Origin of the sequence: Pseudomonas sp. SIMBA_068, from assembly GCF_046534705.1 — a bacterium.
Classification (GTDB): Bacteria; Pseudomonadota; Gammaproteobacteria; order Pseudomonadales; family Pseudomonadaceae; genus Aquipseudomonas; species Aquipseudomonas putida.
Window position 1 is genome coordinate 395365 of the sequence record NZ_JAWRYI010000003.1, and the last position, 17234, is coordinate 412598.

The 17234-nt window shown below is 63.3% G+C and carries 15 protein-coding genes; 12 read left to right on the forward strand and 3 right to left on the reverse strand.

What is annotated here, in order from left to right; genetic code table 11:
• Nucleotides 1-66: 66 nt before the first annotated feature.
• On the reverse strand, nucleotides 67-579 hold the full coding sequence (locus SB756_RS10900; protein ID WP_003255059.1) for an RNA polymerase sigma factor: 513 nt from the start codon (nucleotides 577-579) through the stop codon (nucleotides 67-69).
• Between the two features lie 230 nt (nucleotides 580-809).
• Complete coding sequence (gap, locus tag SB756_RS10905) at nucleotides 810-1811, reverse strand: type I glyceraldehyde-3-phosphate dehydrogenase (protein WP_049277581.1); 1002 nt, start codon at nucleotides 1809-1811, stop codon at nucleotides 810-812.
• Between the two features lie 264 nt (nucleotides 1812-2075).
• Between gap and edd the strand changes: the two genes are divergently transcribed.
• From edd to SB756_RS10955, 10 genes are all read left to right on the forward strand, one after another.
• Nucleotides 2076-3902, forward strand: coding sequence for a phosphogluconate dehydratase (gene edd / locus SB756_RS10910; protein WP_016501286.1), 1827 nt, complete (start codon nucleotides 2076-2078; stop codon nucleotides 3900-3902).
• Nucleotides 3899-4861 carry a glucokinase gene (locus SB756_RS10915; RefSeq protein ID WP_410910812.1) on the forward strand — a complete coding sequence of 321 codons (963 nt, stop codon included), beginning with the start codon at nucleotides 3899-3901 and terminating at the stop codon, nucleotides 4859-4861. Before edd ends, SB756_RS10915 begins: the two co-directional genes overlap by 4 nt.
• A 129-nt stretch (nucleotides 4862-4990) precedes the next feature.
• Nucleotides 4991-5716, forward strand: a complete 726-nt coding sequence (gene gltR, locus SB756_RS10920) for a two-component system response regulator GltR (protein WP_410910813.1) — start codon at nucleotides 4991-4993, stop codon at nucleotides 5714-5716.
• Nucleotides 5697-7151, forward strand: coding sequence for an ATP-binding protein (locus SB756_RS10925; RefSeq protein WP_341797682.1), 1455 nt, complete (start codon nucleotides 5697-5699; stop codon nucleotides 7149-7151). Before gltR ends, SB756_RS10925 begins: the two co-directional genes overlap by 20 nt.
• A 145-nt stretch (nucleotides 7152-7296) precedes the next feature.
• The gene (locus SB756_RS10930; protein WP_410910814.1) at nucleotides 7297-8583 is read left to right on the forward strand and encodes an ABC transporter substrate-binding protein; all 1287 of its coding nucleotides are present in this window, start codon (nucleotides 7297-7299) and stop codon (nucleotides 8581-8583) included.
• Between the two features lie 145 nt (nucleotides 8584-8728).
• Entirely contained in the window at nucleotides 8729-9637 is a 909-nt protein-coding gene (locus SB756_RS10935) for a carbohydrate ABC transporter permease (protein ID WP_003255050.1), read from the forward strand.
• Nucleotides 9630-10475 carry a carbohydrate ABC transporter permease gene (locus tag SB756_RS10940; RefSeq protein ID WP_341797684.1) on the forward strand — a complete coding sequence of 282 codons (846 nt, stop codon included), beginning with the start codon at nucleotides 9630-9632 and terminating at the stop codon, nucleotides 10473-10475. The genes SB756_RS10935 and SB756_RS10940 overlap by 8 nt, the downstream gene beginning before the upstream one ends.
• Before the next feature lie 3 nt (nucleotides 10476-10478).
• The gene (locus SB756_RS10945; protein ID WP_274138300.1) at nucleotides 10479-11633 is read left to right on the forward strand and encodes an ABC transporter ATP-binding protein; all 1155 of its coding nucleotides are present in this window, start codon (nucleotides 10479-10481) and stop codon (nucleotides 11631-11633) included.
• A 41-nt stretch (nucleotides 11634-11674) separates the two neighbouring features.
• Nucleotides 11675-13018, forward strand: coding sequence for a carbohydrate porin (locus SB756_RS10950; protein ID WP_059394649.1), 1344 nt, complete (start codon nucleotides 11675-11677; stop codon nucleotides 13016-13018).
• 117 nt (nucleotides 13019-13135) lie between these two features.
• Nucleotides 13136-13990, forward strand: a complete 855-nt coding sequence (locus SB756_RS10955) for a D-hexose-6-phosphate mutarotase (RefSeq protein ID WP_410910815.1) — start codon at nucleotides 13136-13138, stop codon at nucleotides 13988-13990.
• On the opposite strand, the gene hexR is transcribed toward SB756_RS10955, so the two are convergent.
• Complete coding sequence (gene hexR, locus SB756_RS10960) at nucleotides 13983-14846, reverse strand: DNA-binding transcriptional regulator HexR (protein ID WP_169725179.1); 864 nt, start codon at nucleotides 14844-14846, stop codon at nucleotides 13983-13985. The genes SB756_RS10955 and hexR overlap by 8 nt on opposite strands.
• A gap of 211 nt (nucleotides 14847-15057) precedes the next feature.
• Between hexR and zwf the strand changes: the two genes are divergently transcribed.
• Together zwf and pgl are read left to right on the forward strand one after the other, a co-directional pair.
• Nucleotides 15058-16527: a glucose-6-phosphate dehydrogenase gene (zwf, locus tag SB756_RS10965; protein ID WP_016501277.1), complete on the forward strand. Its 1470-nt coding sequence runs from the start codon at nucleotides 15058-15060 to the stop codon at nucleotides 16525-16527.
• Nucleotides 16514-17227, forward strand: coding sequence for a 6-phosphogluconolactonase (gene pgl, locus SB756_RS10970; RefSeq protein WP_341797686.1), 714 nt, complete (start codon nucleotides 16514-16516; stop codon nucleotides 17225-17227). The genes zwf and pgl overlap by 14 nt, the downstream gene beginning before the upstream one ends.
• The last annotated feature ends 7 nt before the right edge of the window (nucleotides 17228-17234 follow it).

A 17234-nucleotide genomic window follows, 5' to 3' on the forward strand; every position in this document is an offset into this window, starting at 1 on the left:
TGCGAATGATCAAGGCTAAGACGGGGTGTGGCAAGGGCTTTGCGTCGCCGTTCGCCTGCGGTCAGCTTACTTGAGGCGTTCGGCAACACCCATGCAGATCGCCATGATCAGTTTCAGTTCCTTTTGCACCGTACTGGGCGAAACACTGAGTTGTTCGGCGATTTCCAGGTAGGTGGCGCCGTGCAGGCGGCTGAGGATGAAAATGCGCTGCTGGCGTTCACTCAGCTGGTTGAGGCTGACGCTCAGGTGCTTGAGCAGCTGCTCGGCGTGGGCGGCATCCTCGCTGCTGGTGGCGGGTGCGGCCACGCTGTGCAGCACTTCGTCGGGCACGTCGTCGACCAGCATGCGTGCCTGCACCCGGCGTGCGCGCAGGTGGTCCAGTGCCAGGTTGCGCGCGGTCTGGAACACGAACGGCTCGATGTGCTCGATGGGCCGCTCGCCCAGGGCGCGCGACACCCGCAGGTAGGTTTCCTGCAGCAGGTCTTCGGCCGTGCTGGGGTTGCCAACCATGCGCTGCAAGGTACGCAACAGGGTGAGGCGCTGGACGAGGAAGACGGAGTTGAACCGGGACTGACTCACGGGGTGACCTGGCCGACGAAAGGTTAATGATAATGCTTATCATCCGTAGCGTTGGTCAAGTGTGGATGTGCTAGGAAATGGTAAAGATTGTGAGTTCCCAGTCGCTGCGCATTCCTTGTAGGAGCAGCCTTGTGCTGCGAAGAGGCCGGTAGCCGCACAGAAAATGATGGGCTTTACCGGCCTCTTCGCAGCACAAGGCTGCTCCTACAGGGGAGCGTATGCCCTATGGATTACCGGGCCTGGCACAACGCCAGGCAGTTATCCAGCATGCGGTTGCTGAACGCCCACTCGTTGTCATACCACGCCAGCACCTTGAGCATGCGCCCGTTGGCCCGGGTATGGTTGGCATCGAAAATCGACGACAGCGGGTTGTGGTTGAAATCGCAGGAAACCAATGGCAACGCGTTGTAGCCCAATACCTTGGAATGCTGGCTGGCTTCAAGGAACAGTTGGTTGACCTGCTCGGCCGTGGCCTCGCGCTTGAGGTTGACGGTGAGGTCCACCAGCGACACGTTGATCACCGGCACCCGCACTGCCATGCCAGTGAGCTTGCCGGCCAGCTCCGGCAGCACCAGGCCCACGGCCTCGGCGGCGCCGGTCTTGCTGGGGATCATCGACTGGGTGGCCGAGCGCGCCCGGTACGGGTCGCTGTGGTACATGTCGGTCAGCACCTGGTCATTGGTGTAGGCGTGAATGGTGGTCATCAGGCCTTGCTCGATGCCGAACTCGCGGTGCAGCACCTGGGCGATCGGTGCCAGGCAGTTGGTGGTGCAGGAGGCGTTGGAAATGACCTGGTGCGAGGCCCGCAGGATGTCATGGTTTACCCCGTACACCACGGTGGCATCGGCACCTTTGGCCGGCGCCGAGACAATGACCTTGCCCGCCCCTGCCGCAAGGTGTGCAGCGGCCTTGGCGCGGTCGGTGAACAGCCCTGTGCACTCGAACACCACGTCGATCGCCTCGGCTTTCCAGGGCAGTTCGGCCGGGTTGCGGATGGCACTGACCGCGATACGGTCACCATTGACCGTCAGGCTTTCGTGGTCGGCCTCGACCGTGGCGTCGAACGTGCCGTGCACGCTGTCGAACTTGAGCAGGTGAGCATTCATGGCGCTGTCGCCCAGGTCGTTGATGGCGACGACCTGCAGGTCCTGGCGGTAGCCTTGGGTATACAGTGCGCGCAGGACGTTGCGACCGATGCGGCCGAATCCATTGATGGCGATGCGTAGGGTCATGACAGTACCTCTGGCAGTCCGAGTGAAACCTGTGGCAAAAAGGAGCTTCACTGAAACGGTTTTGTTGTTGGAATTACAAGATTATTCACTAGCCGATAGAAAACAAGCCTTTTTAGTGGCAGTATTTTGTTTAAACATACAACGAGTGGTTGGGCGATGCGCCTCCACCGATGCAGCAGGCTCCTTTGCTTGAGCCTAGGCCGCAATCGTTTGGAGGGGAAATGCCCGGTAAACCGCCCTTACAATTAGCCTGGAGTCCAGTACATGCATCCGCGCATCCTTGAGGTCACCCAGCGGCTGATCGAACGCAGCCGAGCCACCCGCGAACGCTACCTGCAGCTGATTCGCGGCGCGGCCAGTGAAGGCCCCATGCGTGCCAGCCTGCAATGCGCCAACTTCGCCCATGGCGTGGCCGGCTGTGGCAGCGAGGACAAGCAGACTCTGCGCCTGATGAACGCGGCCAATGTGGCTATCGTCTCGGCCTACAACGACATGTTGTCTGCCCACCAGCCGTACCTGCACTTCCCCGAGCAGATCAAGCAGGCCCTGCGCGAGGTCGGTTCGGTCGGGCAGTTCGCGGGGGGCGTGCCGGCCATGTGCGACGGCGTGACCCAGGGTGAGCCTGGCATGGAGCTGGCCATCGCCAGCCGCGAAGTCATCGCCATGTCCACGGCGGTAGCGCTGTCGCACAACATGTTCGATGCCGCGCTGATGCTGGGCATCTGCGACAAGATAGTCCCAGGCCTGATGATGGGCGCGCTGCGCTTCGGCCACCTGCCGACCATCTTTGTCCCGGGCGGGCCGATGGTGTCCGGCATTTCCAACAAGCAGAAGGCCGATGTGCGCCAGCGTTATGCGGAAGGCAAGGCCAGCCGTGAAGAGCTGCTGGAGTCGGAGATGAACTCCTATCACAGCCCGGGTACCTGCACCTTCTACGGCACCGCCAATACCAACCAGCTGGTGATGGAAGTGATGGGCCTGCACCTGCCGGGCGCCTCGTTCGTCAACCCGTACACGCCGCTGCGCGACGCCCTCACCGCCGAAGCCGCGCAGCAGGTCACGCGCATGACCAAGGCCAGCGGCAGTTTCATGCCGTTGGGCGAAATCGTCGACGAGAAGGCACTGGTCAATTCGATTGTCGCCCTGCACGCCACGGGCGGCTCGACCAACCACACCCTGCATATCCCGGCGATCGCCCAGGCGGCAGGTATCCAGCTGACCTGGCAGGACATGGCCGACCTCTCCGAGGTGGTGCCAACCCTGTCCCACGTCTACCCCAACGGCAAGGCCGACATCAACCACTTCCAGGCCGCCGGTGGCATGGCTTTCCTGATTCGCGAGCTGCTGGATGCCGGGCTGCTGCACGAAGATGTCAACACCGTGGCGGGCCACGGCCTGCGCCGCTATACCCAGGAGCCGTTCCTCGACAATGGCAAGCTGGTGTGGCGTGAAGGTCCGCAACAGAGCCTGGACGAAAGCATCCTGCGCCCGGTGGCGCGGCCGTTCTCGGCCGAAGGCGGCCTGCGGGTGATGGAAGGCAACCTGGGCCGTGGCGTGATGAAGGTGTCTGCTGTCGCCCCCGAGCACCAGGTGGTCGAAGCCCCGGCGCGCGTGTTCCAGGACCAGCAGTCGCTGGCCGATGCGTTCAAGGCCGGCGAGCTGGAACGTGACTTTGTCGCCGTGGTGCGCTTCCAGGGCCCGCGTTGCAACGGCATGCCCGAATTACACAAGCTCACACCCTTCCTCGGTGTGCTGCAGGACCGTGGCTACAAGGTGGCGCTGGTCACCGACGGGCGCATGTCCGGTGCCTCGGGCAAGATCCCGGCGGCCATCCACGTTTGCCCCGAGGCGTATGACGGCGGCCCGCTGGCGCGGGTGCGCGATGGTGATATCGTGCGGGTCGACGGTGTCGAAGGCACATTGCGGGTCATGGTGTCGGCCGAAGAACTGGCCAGCCGCGACCTGCCGCCGGCCCCCCAGGGCAATGACCTGGGCTGCGGGCGCGAGCTGTTCGGCTTCATGCGCATGGCGTTCAGCCCGGCAGAACAGGGCGCGAGTGCCTTCACCTCGGCCCTGGAGAACCTCAAATGAAGGACCTGCTGGTTGGCGACATTGGTGGCACCAATGCCCGTTTTGCGTTGTGGCGTGACAACCAGCTGCATGAGGTAAAAGTCTTCGCCACTGCGGACTACACCAGCCCGGAGCAGGCTATCGAGGCTTATCTCGAAGACCAAGGTATCGCCCGTGGCGGGTTGGCGGCTGTATGCCTGGCGGTAGCCGGGCCGGTCGATGGCGATGAATTTCGCTTTACCAACAACCATTGGCGCCTGAGCCGTACGGCTTTCTGCAAGACCTTGCAGGTTGAACGGCTGTTGCTGATCAACGATTTCACCGCCATGGCGCTGGGCATGACCCGCCTGCGCGAAGGGGAGTTCCGCGAGGTGTGCGCTGGGCAGGCTGACCCGTTGCGACCTGCGCTGGTGATCGGGCCAGGCACAGGCCTGGGCGTGGGTTCGCTGCTGCGCCTGGGCGAACAGCACTGGCATGCCTTGCCGGGGGAGGGCGGCCATGTCGACTTGCCAGTGGGCAATGCGCGCGAAGCGGCGATCCATCAGCAGATCCACGGCCAGATCGGCCATGTCAGTGCCGAGACCGTGCTCAGTGGCGGTGGCCTGGTGCGGCTGTACCAGGCAATCTGTGCGCTGGATGGCGATACAGCCCGGCACAAGACCCCGGCGCAGATTACCGACGCAGCGCTGGGCGGCGAGCCACGGGCGCTGGCGGTGGTCGAGCAGTTCTGTCGGTTTCTTGGGCGCGTGGCGGGTAACAATGTGCTGACCCTGGGCGCGCGGGGTGGGGTCTATATTGTCGGCGGTGTGATTCCGCGTTTTGCCGAACTGTTCCTGCGTAGCGGCTTTGCCGCGAGTTTTGCCGACAAGGGCTGCATGAGTGGTTATTTCGCCGGTGTGCCGGTGTGGCTGGTAACGGCGGAGTTTTCCGGCTTGCTGGGGGCCGGTGTGGCCCTGCAGCAGGCCTTGGACCACAGATAAATGTAAGGGGCCGCTGATAGTTCCGGCACAGCACGGTCCCGGTAGGAGCGGCCTTGTGCCGCGATGGGGCGCGAAGCGGCCCCAATAACAGGCAACCAAGACCTGTAACTAACAAGAGGAAGGACCACCTTGAGCACTGCCGGCAAATCGATCCTGATGGTCGACGACGACCAGGAAATCCGCGAACTGCTGCAAACCTACCTGAGCCGCTCAGGCTTCCAGGTGCATGCCGAAGCCGATGGAAAAGGCTTTCGTCACGCGCTGGAAAACACCCCCTGCGACCTGGTCATCCTCGACGTCATGCTGCCCGACGAAGATGGCTTCAGCCTGTGCCGCTGGGTGCGCCAGCACCCGCGCCAGGCACGCGTGCCGATCATCATGCTCACCGCCAGCTCCGACGAAGCCGACCGAGTCATTGGCCTGGAGCTGGGCGCCGACGACTACCTGGGCAAACCCTTCAGCCCTCGGGAACTACAAGCAAGGATCAAGGCCCTGCTGCGCCGCGCCGAATTCGGTCAGTCGGCGCCGGGCAGTGCGGTGCTGGCTTTCGACGACTGGCGCCTGGACACGGTCAGCCACCGTCTGTTCCACCACGACGGCGAAGAGGTGATTCTGTCCGGCGCCGACTTCGCCCTGCTCAAACTGTTCCTCGACCATCCGCAGCAGATTCTCGACCGCGACACCATAGGCAACGCCACCCGTGGTCGCGAGCCGATGCCGCTGGACCGCATCGTCGACATGGCGGTCAGCCGCCTGCGCCAGCGCCTGCGCGATACCGACAAGCCCCCGCGGCTGATCCGTACGGTGCGTGGCAGCGGCTACCTGTTGGCGGCGCATGTCTGCAGTGCGCCCTGAGCGGCGCTGGCGCCTGCTGCCGCGCTCGCTGCTGGGGCGCATGCTGCTACTGACCCTGCTGGTGGTGCTGCTGGCCCAAGGCTTGTCGAGCATCATCTGGGTGGCGCAGTTGCGTGCCAGCCAGCTGCAGGGCCTGCGCGCCAGCGCCAGCAGCCTGGCCCATTCCATGAGCGCCAGCGTCAGTTACTTCCGCTCGCTGCCGGTGGCCTATCGGCCGATGGTGCTCGACCAGTTGCGCAGCATGGGCGGCACGCGGTTTTTCGTCTCGCTCAACGCCAAGCCGCTCGACATGCCGGTGCTGCCCATCACCCCGCGCAAGCAGGCGGTGATCGATGTGTTCCAGCAGGTACTGCATGAGCGACTGGGCTCGCAGATGGATATTTCCGTTGAGTTCGTCGCGCCCGACGATCTGCGCATTTTCAACAGCGGCCTGAAACTCGACGAGCTGCCACGCTCCTGGGCGCATTACTCACTGACCCTGGAGCCGCTCAACCCGCCGGTGCTGGTGACGCAGATCCGCTTGGGCGAGGGCGAGTGGCTGTACATCGCCTCGTTGCTGCCCGAGCCCTATACCAGCCTTGAGGCCGAACGCCTGCCACGCCAGCAGATCGGTTTCATCGTGCTCACCACCGCCTTGCTGCTGTTGTTCATCGGTTTGCTGGTGCACTGGCAGAGCTGGCCGCTCAAGCGCCTGGCGCGCGCTGCGCGGGAGATGTCGCTGGGCGCCGATGTGGCGCCGGTGGCGGAAGGGGGTGGTAGCGAGGTGGTCGAAGTAAGCCGGGCGTTCAACAGCATGCGTGAGCGCATCAGCCGCTACCTTACCGAACGCAGCCAGCTGTTCAGCGCCATCTCCCACGACCTGCGCACGCCGATCACCCGCCTGCGGCTGCGTGTCGAACTGTTGGAGGACGAGCGCCTGCAGGCCAAGTTCAGCCAGGACCTGGACGAGCTGGAGCTGCTGGTCAAAGGTGCCTTGCAGTGCGTGAAGGACACCGATATCCACGAGAACATAGAGCCGGTCGACCTCAACCAGGTGCTGGAGATTCTGGCCGAGCCTTATTTGCGTGATGGCCGTATCACCGTCGAAGGTCGGGCGCTGGCGCCTTACCCAGGCAAGCCGCTGGCGCTGCGGCGCTGCATCGGCAACCTGATCGACAACGCCATCAAGTACGGCGCGCAGGCGCGGCTGCGCATCATCGACAGTGCCGAGGGCTTTGTGCTGCAGGTGGACGACCAGGGGCCGGGCGTACCGCAGCAGCAGCTGGAGCAAGTGTTCGAGCCGCATTTCCGCCTGGCTGGACAGCAGCAGGGCTATGGGCTGGGGTTAGGGATTGCGCGCAACATTGCCCATAGCCATGGTGGCGAGGTGAGCTTGCTGAACCTCAGGCAGGGTGGCTTGCGGGTGACTTTGCACCTGCCGCGGGGCATGGAGTGAAGCGTTGTGTTGCCTGCGCGGGCAATGTAACCAAACGATGACATTCACGCATCGCTTCGTTACCTGGCGGGGTGGGCACGCTGTTTAGACTCCATGCAACGCAAGCGACCGACTTGCACGGCATAACAACAAGAAAGGTGCTTCGATGAATCCCACGCTCCGTCTCGCTGCCGCAATTTCCCTGGCTTCCTTACTCCCGCTCAGTGCCCAGGCTGCCGAAGCCAAAGGCAGTGTCGAGGTGGTGCACTGGTGGACCTCCGGTGGTGAAAAAGCGGCTGTCGATGTGCTCAAGGCCCAGGTCGAGAAAGACGGCTTTACCTGGAAGGATGGCGCCGTCGCTGGCGGTGGCGGTGCCACGGCCATGACGGTGCTCAAGAGCCGCGCCGTAGCCGGCAACCCGCCGGGTGTCGCTCAGATCAAAGGGCCAGACATTCAGGATTGGGCGGCCACCGGCCTGCTCGACGGCGATGTGCTCAAGGATGTGGCCACGGAGGAAAAGTGGGACGCATTGCTCGACAAGAAGGTCGCCGACACCGTGAAGTACGACGGTGACTATGTCGCCGTGCCGGTAAACATCCACCGTACCAATTGGCTGTGGATCAACCCCGAGGCCTTCAAGAAAGCTGGCATCGACAAGGCGCCTGCCACCCTCGACGAATTTTACGCTGCTGCCGACAAGCTCAAGGCCGCTGGTTTCATCCCGCTCGCCCACGGCGGCCAGCCGTGGCAGGACAGCACCGTGTTCGAAAGCGTGGTGCTGTCGGTGATGGGCGCCGAGGGCTACAAGAAGGCCATGGTCGATCTCGACAACGCCGCCCTGACCGGTCCGGACATGGTCAAGGCGCTGACCGAACTGAAAAAGGTCGCCACCTACATGGACCCGGACGGCAAAGGCCAGGACTGGAACCTGGAAGCGGCCAAGGTCATCAACGGCAAGGCCGGCATGCAGATCATGGGCGACTGGGCCAAGAGCGAATGGACCTTGGCCAAGAAAACCGCCGGCAAGGATTACCAGTGCGTGCCGTTCCCCGGTACCGAAAACGCCTTCCTCTACAACATCGACTCGCTGGTGGTGTTCAAGCAGAACAACGCCGGCACGTCTGCCGGCCAGCAGGACATTGCCCGCAAAGTGCTGGGCCAGGACTTCCAGAAGGTCTTCAGCGGCAACAAGGGGTCGATCCCGGTGCGTAACGACATGCTTGCCGACATGGGCAAGCATGGCTTCGATGCCTGCGCGCAGGCGTCGGCCAGGGACTTCCTGGCCGACGCCAAGAATGGCGGCTTGCAGCCGAGCATGGCGCACAACATGGCCACCACGCTGGCCGTGCAGGGCGCGTTCTTCGATGTGGTGACCAACTACATCAACGACCCCAAGGCCGACCCGGCCGATGCGGCGAAGAAGCTGGCGGCGGCGATCAAGGCTGCCCAGTGAAGCTGACAATCATCCTGTAGGAGCAGCCTTGTGCTGCGAAAGGGCCGGGATGGCTTGAGGCATTGCTGTGCCTGCAATGGCCTCTTCGCAGCACAAGGCTGCTCCTACAGCAGTGCGTGCCGTTTCTGAAACGGGGATCTGAACCATGACCACGACTACCGCCCAACTGCGGGCCTCACCCCTGGACGCGCTTCAGCGCTGGCTGCCCAAGCTGGTGCTGGCCCCCAGCATGTTCATCGTCCTGGTGGGCTTCTACGGCTACATCCTCTGGACGTTCGTGCTGTCCTTCACCACCTCGACGTTCCTGCCCACCTACAAATGGGCCGGCCTTGCGCAATACGCGCGGCTGTTCGACAACGACCGCTGGTGGGTGGCAAGCAAGAACCTGCTGCTGTTCGGTGGCCTGTTCATCGCCATCAGCCTGGCCATCGGCGTGTTGCTGGCGGTGCTGCTGGACCAGCGCATCCGCCGTGAGGGCTTCATCCGCACCATTTACCTGTACCCCATGGCGTTGTCGATGATCGTTACCGGCACCGCCTGGAAGTGGCTGCTCAACCCCGGCATGGGCCTGGACAAGTTGTTGCGCGACTGGGGCTGGGAGGGCTTTCGCCTGGACTGGCTGATCGACCCCGACCGGGTGGTGTATTGCCTGGTGATCGCTGCTGTGTGGCAGGCGTCGGGCTTCATCATGGCGATGTTCCTGGCCGGCCTGCGTGGGGTCGACCCGTCGATCATCCGTGCGGCGCAGATGGATGGCGCCAGCCTGCCGCGCATCTACTGGACCGTGGTGCTGCCCAGCCTGCGCCCGGTGTTTTTCAGTGCACTGATGATCCTTTCGCACATTGCCATCAAGAGCTTCGACCTGGTGGCGGCGATGACCGCTGGCGGCCCGGGCTACTCGTCCGACCTGCCGGCAATGTTCATGTACTCGTTCACCTTCAGCCGCGGCCAGATGGGTATGGGCTCGGCCAGCGCCATCCTCATGCTCGGGGCGATCCTGGCGATCCTCGTGCCGTACCTGTACTCGGAGCTGCGGAGCAAACGCCATGCATAGCCCTGTCGACAAACCCACGCTCAGCCTCAGCCGCATCGCCATCCACGCGGTGTTGCTGAGCGCCGTGCTGCTGTACCTGGTGCCGCTGGTGGTGATGCTGCTGACCAGCTTCAAGACCCCTGAAGACATCAGCACCGGCAACCTGCTGAGCTGGCCGGCGGTGATTACCGGCATTGGCTGGGTCAAGGCCTGGAGCACGGTCAGCGGTTACTTCTGGAACTCGATCATGATCACCGTGCCAGCGGTGCTGATCTCCACCACCATCGGCGCACTGAACGGCTATGTGCTGTCGATGTGGCGCTTCCGTGGTTCGCAGCTGTTCTTCGGCCTGCTGCTGTTCGGCTGCTTCCTGCCATTCCAGACCGTGTTGCTGCCGGCCTCGTTCACCCTCGGCAAGCTGGGCCTGGCCAGCACCACCGGCGGCCTGGTGCTGGTGCACGTGGTCTACGGCCTGGCCTTCACCACGCTGTTTTTCCGCAACTTCTACGTGAGCATCCCTGATGCGCTGGTCAAGGCCGCGCGCCTGGACGGGGCCGGGTTCTTCACCATCTTCCGGCGGATCATCCTGCCGATGTCCACGCCGATCATCATGGTCTGCCTGATCTGGCAGTTCACTCAGATCTGGAACGACTTCCTGTTCGGCGTGGTGTTTTCCAGCGGTGATTCGCAACCGATCACCGTGGCCTTGAACAACCTGGTCAACACCAGCACCGGAGCCAAGGAATACAACGTCGACATGGCGGCAGCGATGATCGCCGGCCTGCCAACCCTGCTGGTCTATGTGGTTGCAGGCAAATATTTCGTGCGCGGGCTGACGGCCGGCGCGGTAAAGGGGTAAGTCATGGCAACGCTCGAACTTCGCAATGTGAACAAGACCTACGGCAGCGGCCTGCCGGACACCCTCAAGGACATTCAGCTGTCGATCAAAGATGGCGAGTTCCTGATCCTGGTCGGCCCCTCTGGCTGTGGCAAATCCACCTTGATGAACTGCATCGCCGGCCTGGAGCAGATCACCGGCGGTGCGATCCTCATCGACGAGCAGGACGTCAGCGGCATGAGCCCCAAGGACCGTGACATCGCCATGGTGTTCCAGTCCTACGCGCTGTACCCGACCATGAGCGTGCGCGAGAACATCGAATTCGGCCTGAAGATCCGCAAGATGCCGCAGGCGGCCATCGATGAAGAAGTGACGCGGGTCGCCAAGCTGCTGCAGATCGAGCACCTGCTGGCGCGCAAGCCGGCACAACTGTCCGGTGGCCAGCAACAACGGGTAGCCATGGGCCGCGCGCTGGCGCGTCGGCCGAAGATCTACCTGTTCGATGAGCCGCTGTCCAACCTCGATGCCAAGCTGCGGGTCGAGATGCGCACCGAAATGAAACTGATGCATCAGCGCCTGAAGACCACCACCGTTTACGTCACCCATGACCAGATCGAGGCCATGACCCTGGGTGACAAGGTGGCGGTGATGAAGGACGGCATCATCCAGCAGTTCGGCACCCCGCAGCAGATCTACAACGACCCGGCCAACCAGTTTGTTGCCAGCTTCATCGGTTCGCCGCCGATGAACTTCATTCCGGTGCGCCTGGCCAGGCAGGATGGCCGCTTGCTGGCGCTGCTCGACAGCGGCCAGGCGCGCTGCGAGTTGCCCCTGGGGCTGGCAGCTGACGAACTGGATGGCCGCGAGATCATCCTGGGCATCCGCCCTGAGCAGATCGCCCTGGGCGCTGTGCAGGGCAATGGCTTGCCGGGTATTCGCGCCGAGGTGCAGGTTACCGAACCTACCGGGCCCGACTTGCTGGTGTTTGTCACCCTCAACCAGACCAAGGTGTGCTGCCGCCTTGCGCCGGATGTGGCGTGCAGCGTGGGTGACACCCTCAACCTGCAATTCGACCCGGCCCGGGTGCTGCTGTTCGACGCCGACAGTGGCGAGCGCATACGCCTGGCCAGCACTGTCGCAACCGCAAAGGACAACGTGGCTCACTTGAAAGGCCGTTGACTCGTCTACACCATCAATAAGAAAAAAGAGGACGCAAAGGGATGGAACAGCGCAAACGTATCAGGACATTGGGCTCGCTGGCTTTGCTCGCCGTTGTCGGCAGCAGCGGCGCGCAGGCTGCCGAGGCTTTTTCCAGCGAATCGAAATGGATGACCGGGGATTGGGGCGGCACTCGTACCGAGTTGCTGGAGAAGGGCTACGACTTCACCCTCGACTACGTCGGGGAGGTGGCCGGCAACCTGCATGGTGGCTACAACGACGACAAGACTGCACGCTACAGCGACCAGTTTGCCCTTGGCGCACACCTGGACCTGCAGAAGATCTTCGGTTGGCACGATGCCGAGTTCAAGCTGGCGATCACCGAGCGCAGCGGCCGCAACCTGTCCAACGACCGCATCAGCGACCCGCGCGCCGGGCAGTTCAGCTCGGTGCAGGAGGTGTGGGGCCGCGGCCAGACCTGGCGCCTGACCCAGATGTGGATCAAGCAAAAGTACTTCGACGGCGCGCTGGACGTGAAATTCGGCCGCTTTGGCGAGGGCGAGGACTTCAACAGCTTCCCGTGCGACTTCCAGAACCTGGCCTTCTGTGGCTCGCAAGTGGGCAACTGGGTGGGCGGCATCTGGTACAACTGGCCGGTCAGCCAGTGGGCGCTGCGGGTGAAGTACAACATCACCCCGGAATTCTTCGTGCAGGTCGGCGCCTTCGAGCAGAACCCCTCCAACCTGGAAACCGGTAACGGCTTCAAGCTCAGCGGCAGCGGTACCAAGGGGGCAATCCTTCCGGTGGAAGCGGTGTGGTCGCCCAAGGTCAACGGCCTGCCGGGGGAGTACCGTCTGGGTTACTACTACAGCACGGCCAAGGCCGACGATGTGTTCGACGACGTCAACGGCAACCCGCAGGCGCTGACTGGTGGGGCATTCAAGTCGCATTCCAGCAAGCACGGTTGGTGGGTAGTGGCGCAGCAGCAGGTCACCGCCCAAGGTGGCGACGTCAACCGCGGCCTCAGCCTGTTCGCCAACTTTACCGTGCACGACAAGGCCACCAACGTGGTCGACAACTACCAGCAGGTGGGGTTGGTCTACAAAGGCGCCTTCGACGCCCGGCCCAAGGATGACATCGGCTTCGGTGTGGCGCGTATTCATGTGAATGACGACGTGAAGAAGCGCGCCGAACTGCTCAACGCCCAGAGTGGTATCAACGATTACGACAACCCAGGCTTCGTGCCGCTGCAACGCACCGAGTACAACGCCGAGCTCTACTACGGCTTCCACGTCACCAATTGGCTGACCGTACGGCCCAACCTGCAGTACATCAAGAGCCCGGGCGGGGTGGACGAAGTGGACAACGCGCTGGTCGCAGGCTTGAAGATTCAGTCGTCATTCTGAGGGCATTTGTTGTAAATTTACGCCAATCCCTTTTCGGTTCCCGGCACCCACTGGCCTGCAGTGGTTGTCGGGGATAGGCCGAGACAGCGCTATCTCAAACAACAAGAGCTCTGAACCATGCCCGAACATCCGCTCCATCGCTTCTTTTCCTCGCAGCGGCCAAGGCCGACATTCGAGTGGGAGCGTTACCAGCAGCGCGATGTGCTGATCATCGATCACCCCCGTTGCCAGGCGGTCTTCAGCCGCCAGGGCGCGCAGCTGCTGCACTTTCAGCCGGCAGGTGAACGGCCTTGGTTGTGGTGCGCCGAGCAGTGGCCGCAGGTGGGGGCGATCCGTGGCGGCGTGCCGGTGTGCTGGCCGTGGTATGGCCGTCACCCTAGTGAGGACCTGTGGCCGGCCCATGGCTGGGCGCGCCTGCTGGACTGGAAGCTGGTGGACAGCCGCGAAGACGATGAGGGCGTGACCTTGAAGTGGCGCCTGGACCTGTGCGACTGGCAGGTCGACCTGCACGCAAGGCTGGGCAGCCGTATGGAGCTGAGCCTGAGCACCGAGCACCAGGACAGCGAACCCTGCCAGCTGAGCCATGCGCTGCTGGCGTACTGGCGTATCAGCGACGTGTCCGAGATAGCGCTGTCCGGGTTGGAGGATATCGAAGGTTACGACCGCCTCAACCGCCAGGCCTGCCGTGAAGAGGGCGCGCTGAAGCTCAAGGGCGGCTGTCAGAAGGTTTACCCCGGCACGCCGAGGGTGCAGCTGCAGGACCCGGCCTGGCAGCGCGAGCTGTGCATCGATACCGGCGACAGCGACGACACCGTGGTCTGGCACCCGGGTAACCGACCGCTGATGGGCGTGACCGGCCGTGAAAGCCAGCGCTTTGTCTGTGTCGAGGCCGCCAGCGGCAGTGGCGAGGGCCTGAGCCTGGCGCCGGGGCAGCGTGCCCACCTGCGGCTGCAGGCGCACCGGCTCAGTTGAGTTCGTCGTCCTCGATCGGGTAGCGGCTGGCGTTCAGGCTTTCCTTGATCTTGCGCAGGTGCGGCTGGAAGTCGACGCCGCGGCGCAGGGTCATGCCAGTGGCCAGCACATCGAGCACGGTCAGCTGGATGATCCGCGAGGTCATCGGCATGTAGATGTCGGTGTCTTCCGGCAACGGGATGTGCAGGCTCAGGCTGCAGGCGTTGGCCAGCGGCGAGCCTGCGGCGGTCAGGCCCAGCACCGAGGCGCCGTTTTCACGGGCCAGGCGGGCCACTTCGACCAGTTCGCGGGTGCGCCCGGTGTAGGAAATGATCACGAACAGGTCGCCAGTGTGGGCCACCGAGGCCAGCATGCGCTGCATCAGTACATCGGCGTGGGCCGACACCGCCAGGTTGAAGCGGAAGAACTTGTGCTGGGCGTCCAGGGCCACCGGGGCCGAGGCGCCCAGCCCGAAGAAGTGGATCTGCCGGGCCTGGATCATCATGTCCACGGCGCGGCTGACCTGCTGCGGGTCCAGTTGCTGGCAGGCGCCGTCGAGCGAGGCGATGGCACTGGCGAAGATCTTCTGGGTGTAGGCTGCCGGGTCATCGTCGGCCTCTACCGCGCGGCTGACGTAGGCGGCGCCGCTGGCCAGGCTTTGTGCCAGTTGCAGCTTGAGTTCGGGGTAGCCGCTGACGCCAAACGAGCGGCAGAAGCGGTTGACGGTCGGTTCGCTGACCTTGGCCGCCTGGGCCAGCGCAGCAATGCTGAAGCGGGTGGCTTGTTGCGGGTTGAGCAGGATGACTTCGGCGACTTTGCGTTCGGCCTTGTTCAGCTCGTCGAGGCGTCCCTGGATCTGCTCCAGGAGGTTTCGCACGCGGTCCATGGGTGTGTCCTTGGGTCGGGAAGACAGCCGGCTGACGAAGCAGCAGGCTTTTTGCACGGTCGTCTATCGTACTGTCGGTGCGGGTGGCGCACCACTTGTCTGTAATACTTGTGTTTAATGTTGTGGTTTTTACTACATTATCCCTTGAAAACCGTATTCGAAAGCGGTATTCCTAGACCAACTTTAGGAAAGAACCTACATCATGGCTGCGATCAGTGTCGATCCTTGCACATTTGCCCTGTTTGGCGCCCTTGGCGACCTGGCGTTGCGCAAGCTGTTTCCTGCGCTCTACCAGCTCGACCGTGCCAACCTGCTGCACCCGGACACCCGCCTGCTGGCGCTGGCCCGCGAGGCAGGCAGCGCGCAGGAGCACCTGAACAGCATCGAAGCCCACCTGCGCCGGCATGTGCCCGAGGCCGATATCGAGCCTGCTGCATTGGGCCGCTTCCTGGCCCGGTTGAGCTACCAGCACCTGGACTTCCTGCAACCTGAGGGTTACCAGGCCCTGGCCGAGCAGTTGCCGGGCGACCTGCCGCTGATCGCCTACTTCGCCACGGCGGCAGCGGTGTACGGGGCCATCTGCGAAAACCTCGACAACGCCGGGCTGGCCCCGCGTACCCGGGTGGTGCTGGAAAAGCCCATCGGTCACGACCTGGAGTCGTCGCGACGGGTCAACGATGCCGTGGCGCGGTTCTTCCCCGAAAACCGGGTGTACCGTATCGACCACTATCTGGGCAAGGAGACGGTGCAGAACCTGATTGCCCTGCGTTTCGCCAATAGCCTGTTCGAAACCCAGTGGAACCAGAATTCCATCTCCCACGTGGAGATCACCGTTGCCGAAAAGGTCGGTATCGAAGGCCGCTGGGGCTACTTCGACAAGGCCGGCCAGCTACGCGACATGATCCAGAACCATCTGCTGCAGTTGCTGTGCCTGATCGCCATGGACCCGCCCAGCGAGCTGTCCGCCGATGCCATTCGTGATGAGAAGGTGAAGGTGCTAAAGGCCCTCGCACCGATCACGGGCGAGGGTTTGAGCACCCAAGTGGTGCGTGGTCAGTACATTGCCGGCTACAGCGAGGGCAAGCCGGTACCTGGCTACCTGGAAGAGGACAACGCCAACGCCCGCAGCGACACCGAAACCTTCGTCGCCCTGCGTGCCGATATCCGCAACTGGCGCTGGTCGGGTGTGCCGTTCTACCTGCGCACCGGCAAGCGCATGCCGCAGAAGCTGTCGCAGATCGTCATCCACTTCAAGGAAACGCCGCACTACATCTTCGCCCCGGAACAGCGTTTGCAAATCGGTAACAAGCTGATCATTCGCCTGCAACCGGACGAAGGCATTTCTTTACGGGTGATGACCAAGGAGCAGGGCCTGGACAAAGGCATGCAACTGCGCAGCGGCCCGTTGCAGCTCAATTTTTCTGACACCTGGCGCAGTACGCGGATTCCGGATGCCTACGAGCGCCTGTTGCTCGAAGTGATGCGTGGCAACCAGAACCTGTTCGTGCGCAAGGACGAAATCGAATATGCCTGGAAGTGGTGCGACCAGTTGATCGCTGGCTGGCGTAATGCGGGCGATGCGCCCAAGCCATACGCGGCGGGCTCCTGGGGGCCGATGAGCTCGATTGCATTGATCACACGCGATGGGAGGGCGTGGTATGGGGATATCTGAACTGAAATTGCCGGCAGCCGTGAAGGTTCACGAGCTGGCCGACGCCAAGACGCTGGCTGCAACCCTGGCCCATGATGTGGCCGAGCGCCTTCGTGCAGCCATTGCCGCCAAGGGCCAGGCCTGCGTGGTGCTGTCTGGTGGCCGCAGCCCGGTGCCATTCCTTGAGAAGCTGGCCAGTGAACACCTGGACTGGGCCAAGGTTACCGTCAGCCTGGCCGATGAGCGCTGGGTGCCGGTGGAGCATGCTGATAGCAACGCTGGCCTGTTGGCCCGCCACCTGCTCACGGGGGCGGCGGCCAAGGCCCGCTTTGTTAGCCTGTACCAGCAGGCGGAAAACCTTGATGCCGCTGCGCTCAAGGCCGACCAGGCCTTGACCGGGCTGCCGCCGATCGACGTGCTGGTGCTGGGCATGGGTGACGATGGCCATACCGCCTCGCTGTTCCCCGCCAGCCCCAACCTGGAAGCAGGCCTGGACCTGGCCAGCCCGCGTCGCTGCCTGCCGTTGCTGGCGCCGAGCGTGCCGCACCAGCGCCTGTCGATGACCCGCTCGCTACTGGCCAGCGCCGCCTTCATCGCGCTGTCCGTGCAAGGGCCGGGCAAACTCGCTACCCTGCGCGCCGCGCTGGCTGGCAACGACCTTACTGAAATGCCGATTCGCGCTTTTCTTCACGACCCCCTGGACATCTACTGGTGCCCATGAGCCAAGG

Excerpts from the sequence above, each read along its gene's own strand:
- SB756_RS10950 (WP_059394649.1), top strand. The coding sequence starts at position 11,675 with ATGGAACAGCGCAAACGTATCAGGACATTGGGCTCGCTGGCTTTGCTC.
- zwf (WP_016501277.1), top strand. The coding sequence starts at position 15,058 with ATGGCTGCGATCAGTGTCGATCCTTGCACATTTGCCCTGTTTGGCGCC.
- SB756_RS10915 (WP_410910812.1), top strand. The coding sequence starts at position 3,899 with ATGAAGGACCTGCTGGTTGGCGACATTGGTGGCACCAATGCCCGTTTT.
- SB756_RS10940 (WP_341797684.1), top strand. The coding sequence starts at position 9,630 with ATGCATAGCCCTGTCGACAAACCCACGCTCAGCCTCAGCCGCATCGCC.
- edd (WP_016501286.1), top strand. The coding sequence starts at position 2,076 with ATGCATCCGCGCATCCTTGAGGTCACCCAGCGGCTGATCGAACGCAGC.
- gap (WP_049277581.1), bottom strand. The coding sequence starts at position 1,811 with ATGACCCTACGCATCGCCATCAATGGATTCGGCCGCATCGGTCGCAAC.
- SB756_RS10930 (WP_410910814.1), top strand. The coding sequence starts at position 7,297 with ATGAATCCCACGCTCCGTCTCGCTGCCGCAATTTCCCTGGCTTCCTTA.
- SB756_RS10955 (WP_410910815.1), top strand. The coding sequence starts at position 13,136 with ATGCCCGAACATCCGCTCCATCGCTTCTTTTCCTCGCAGCGGCCAAGG.
- SB756_RS10925 (WP_341797682.1), top strand. The coding sequence starts at position 5,697 with ATGTCTGCAGTGCGCCCTGAGCGGCGCTGGCGCCTGCTGCCGCGCTCG.
- SB756_RS10935 (WP_003255050.1), top strand. The coding sequence starts at position 8,729 with ATGACCACGACTACCGCCCAACTGCGGGCCTCACCCCTGGACGCGCTT.
- pgl (WP_341797686.1), top strand. The coding sequence starts at position 16,514 with ATGGGGATATCTGAACTGAAATTGCCGGCAGCCGTGAAGGTTCACGAG.
- SB756_RS10945 (WP_274138300.1), top strand. The coding sequence starts at position 10,479 with ATGGCAACGCTCGAACTTCGCAATGTGAACAAGACCTACGGCAGCGGC.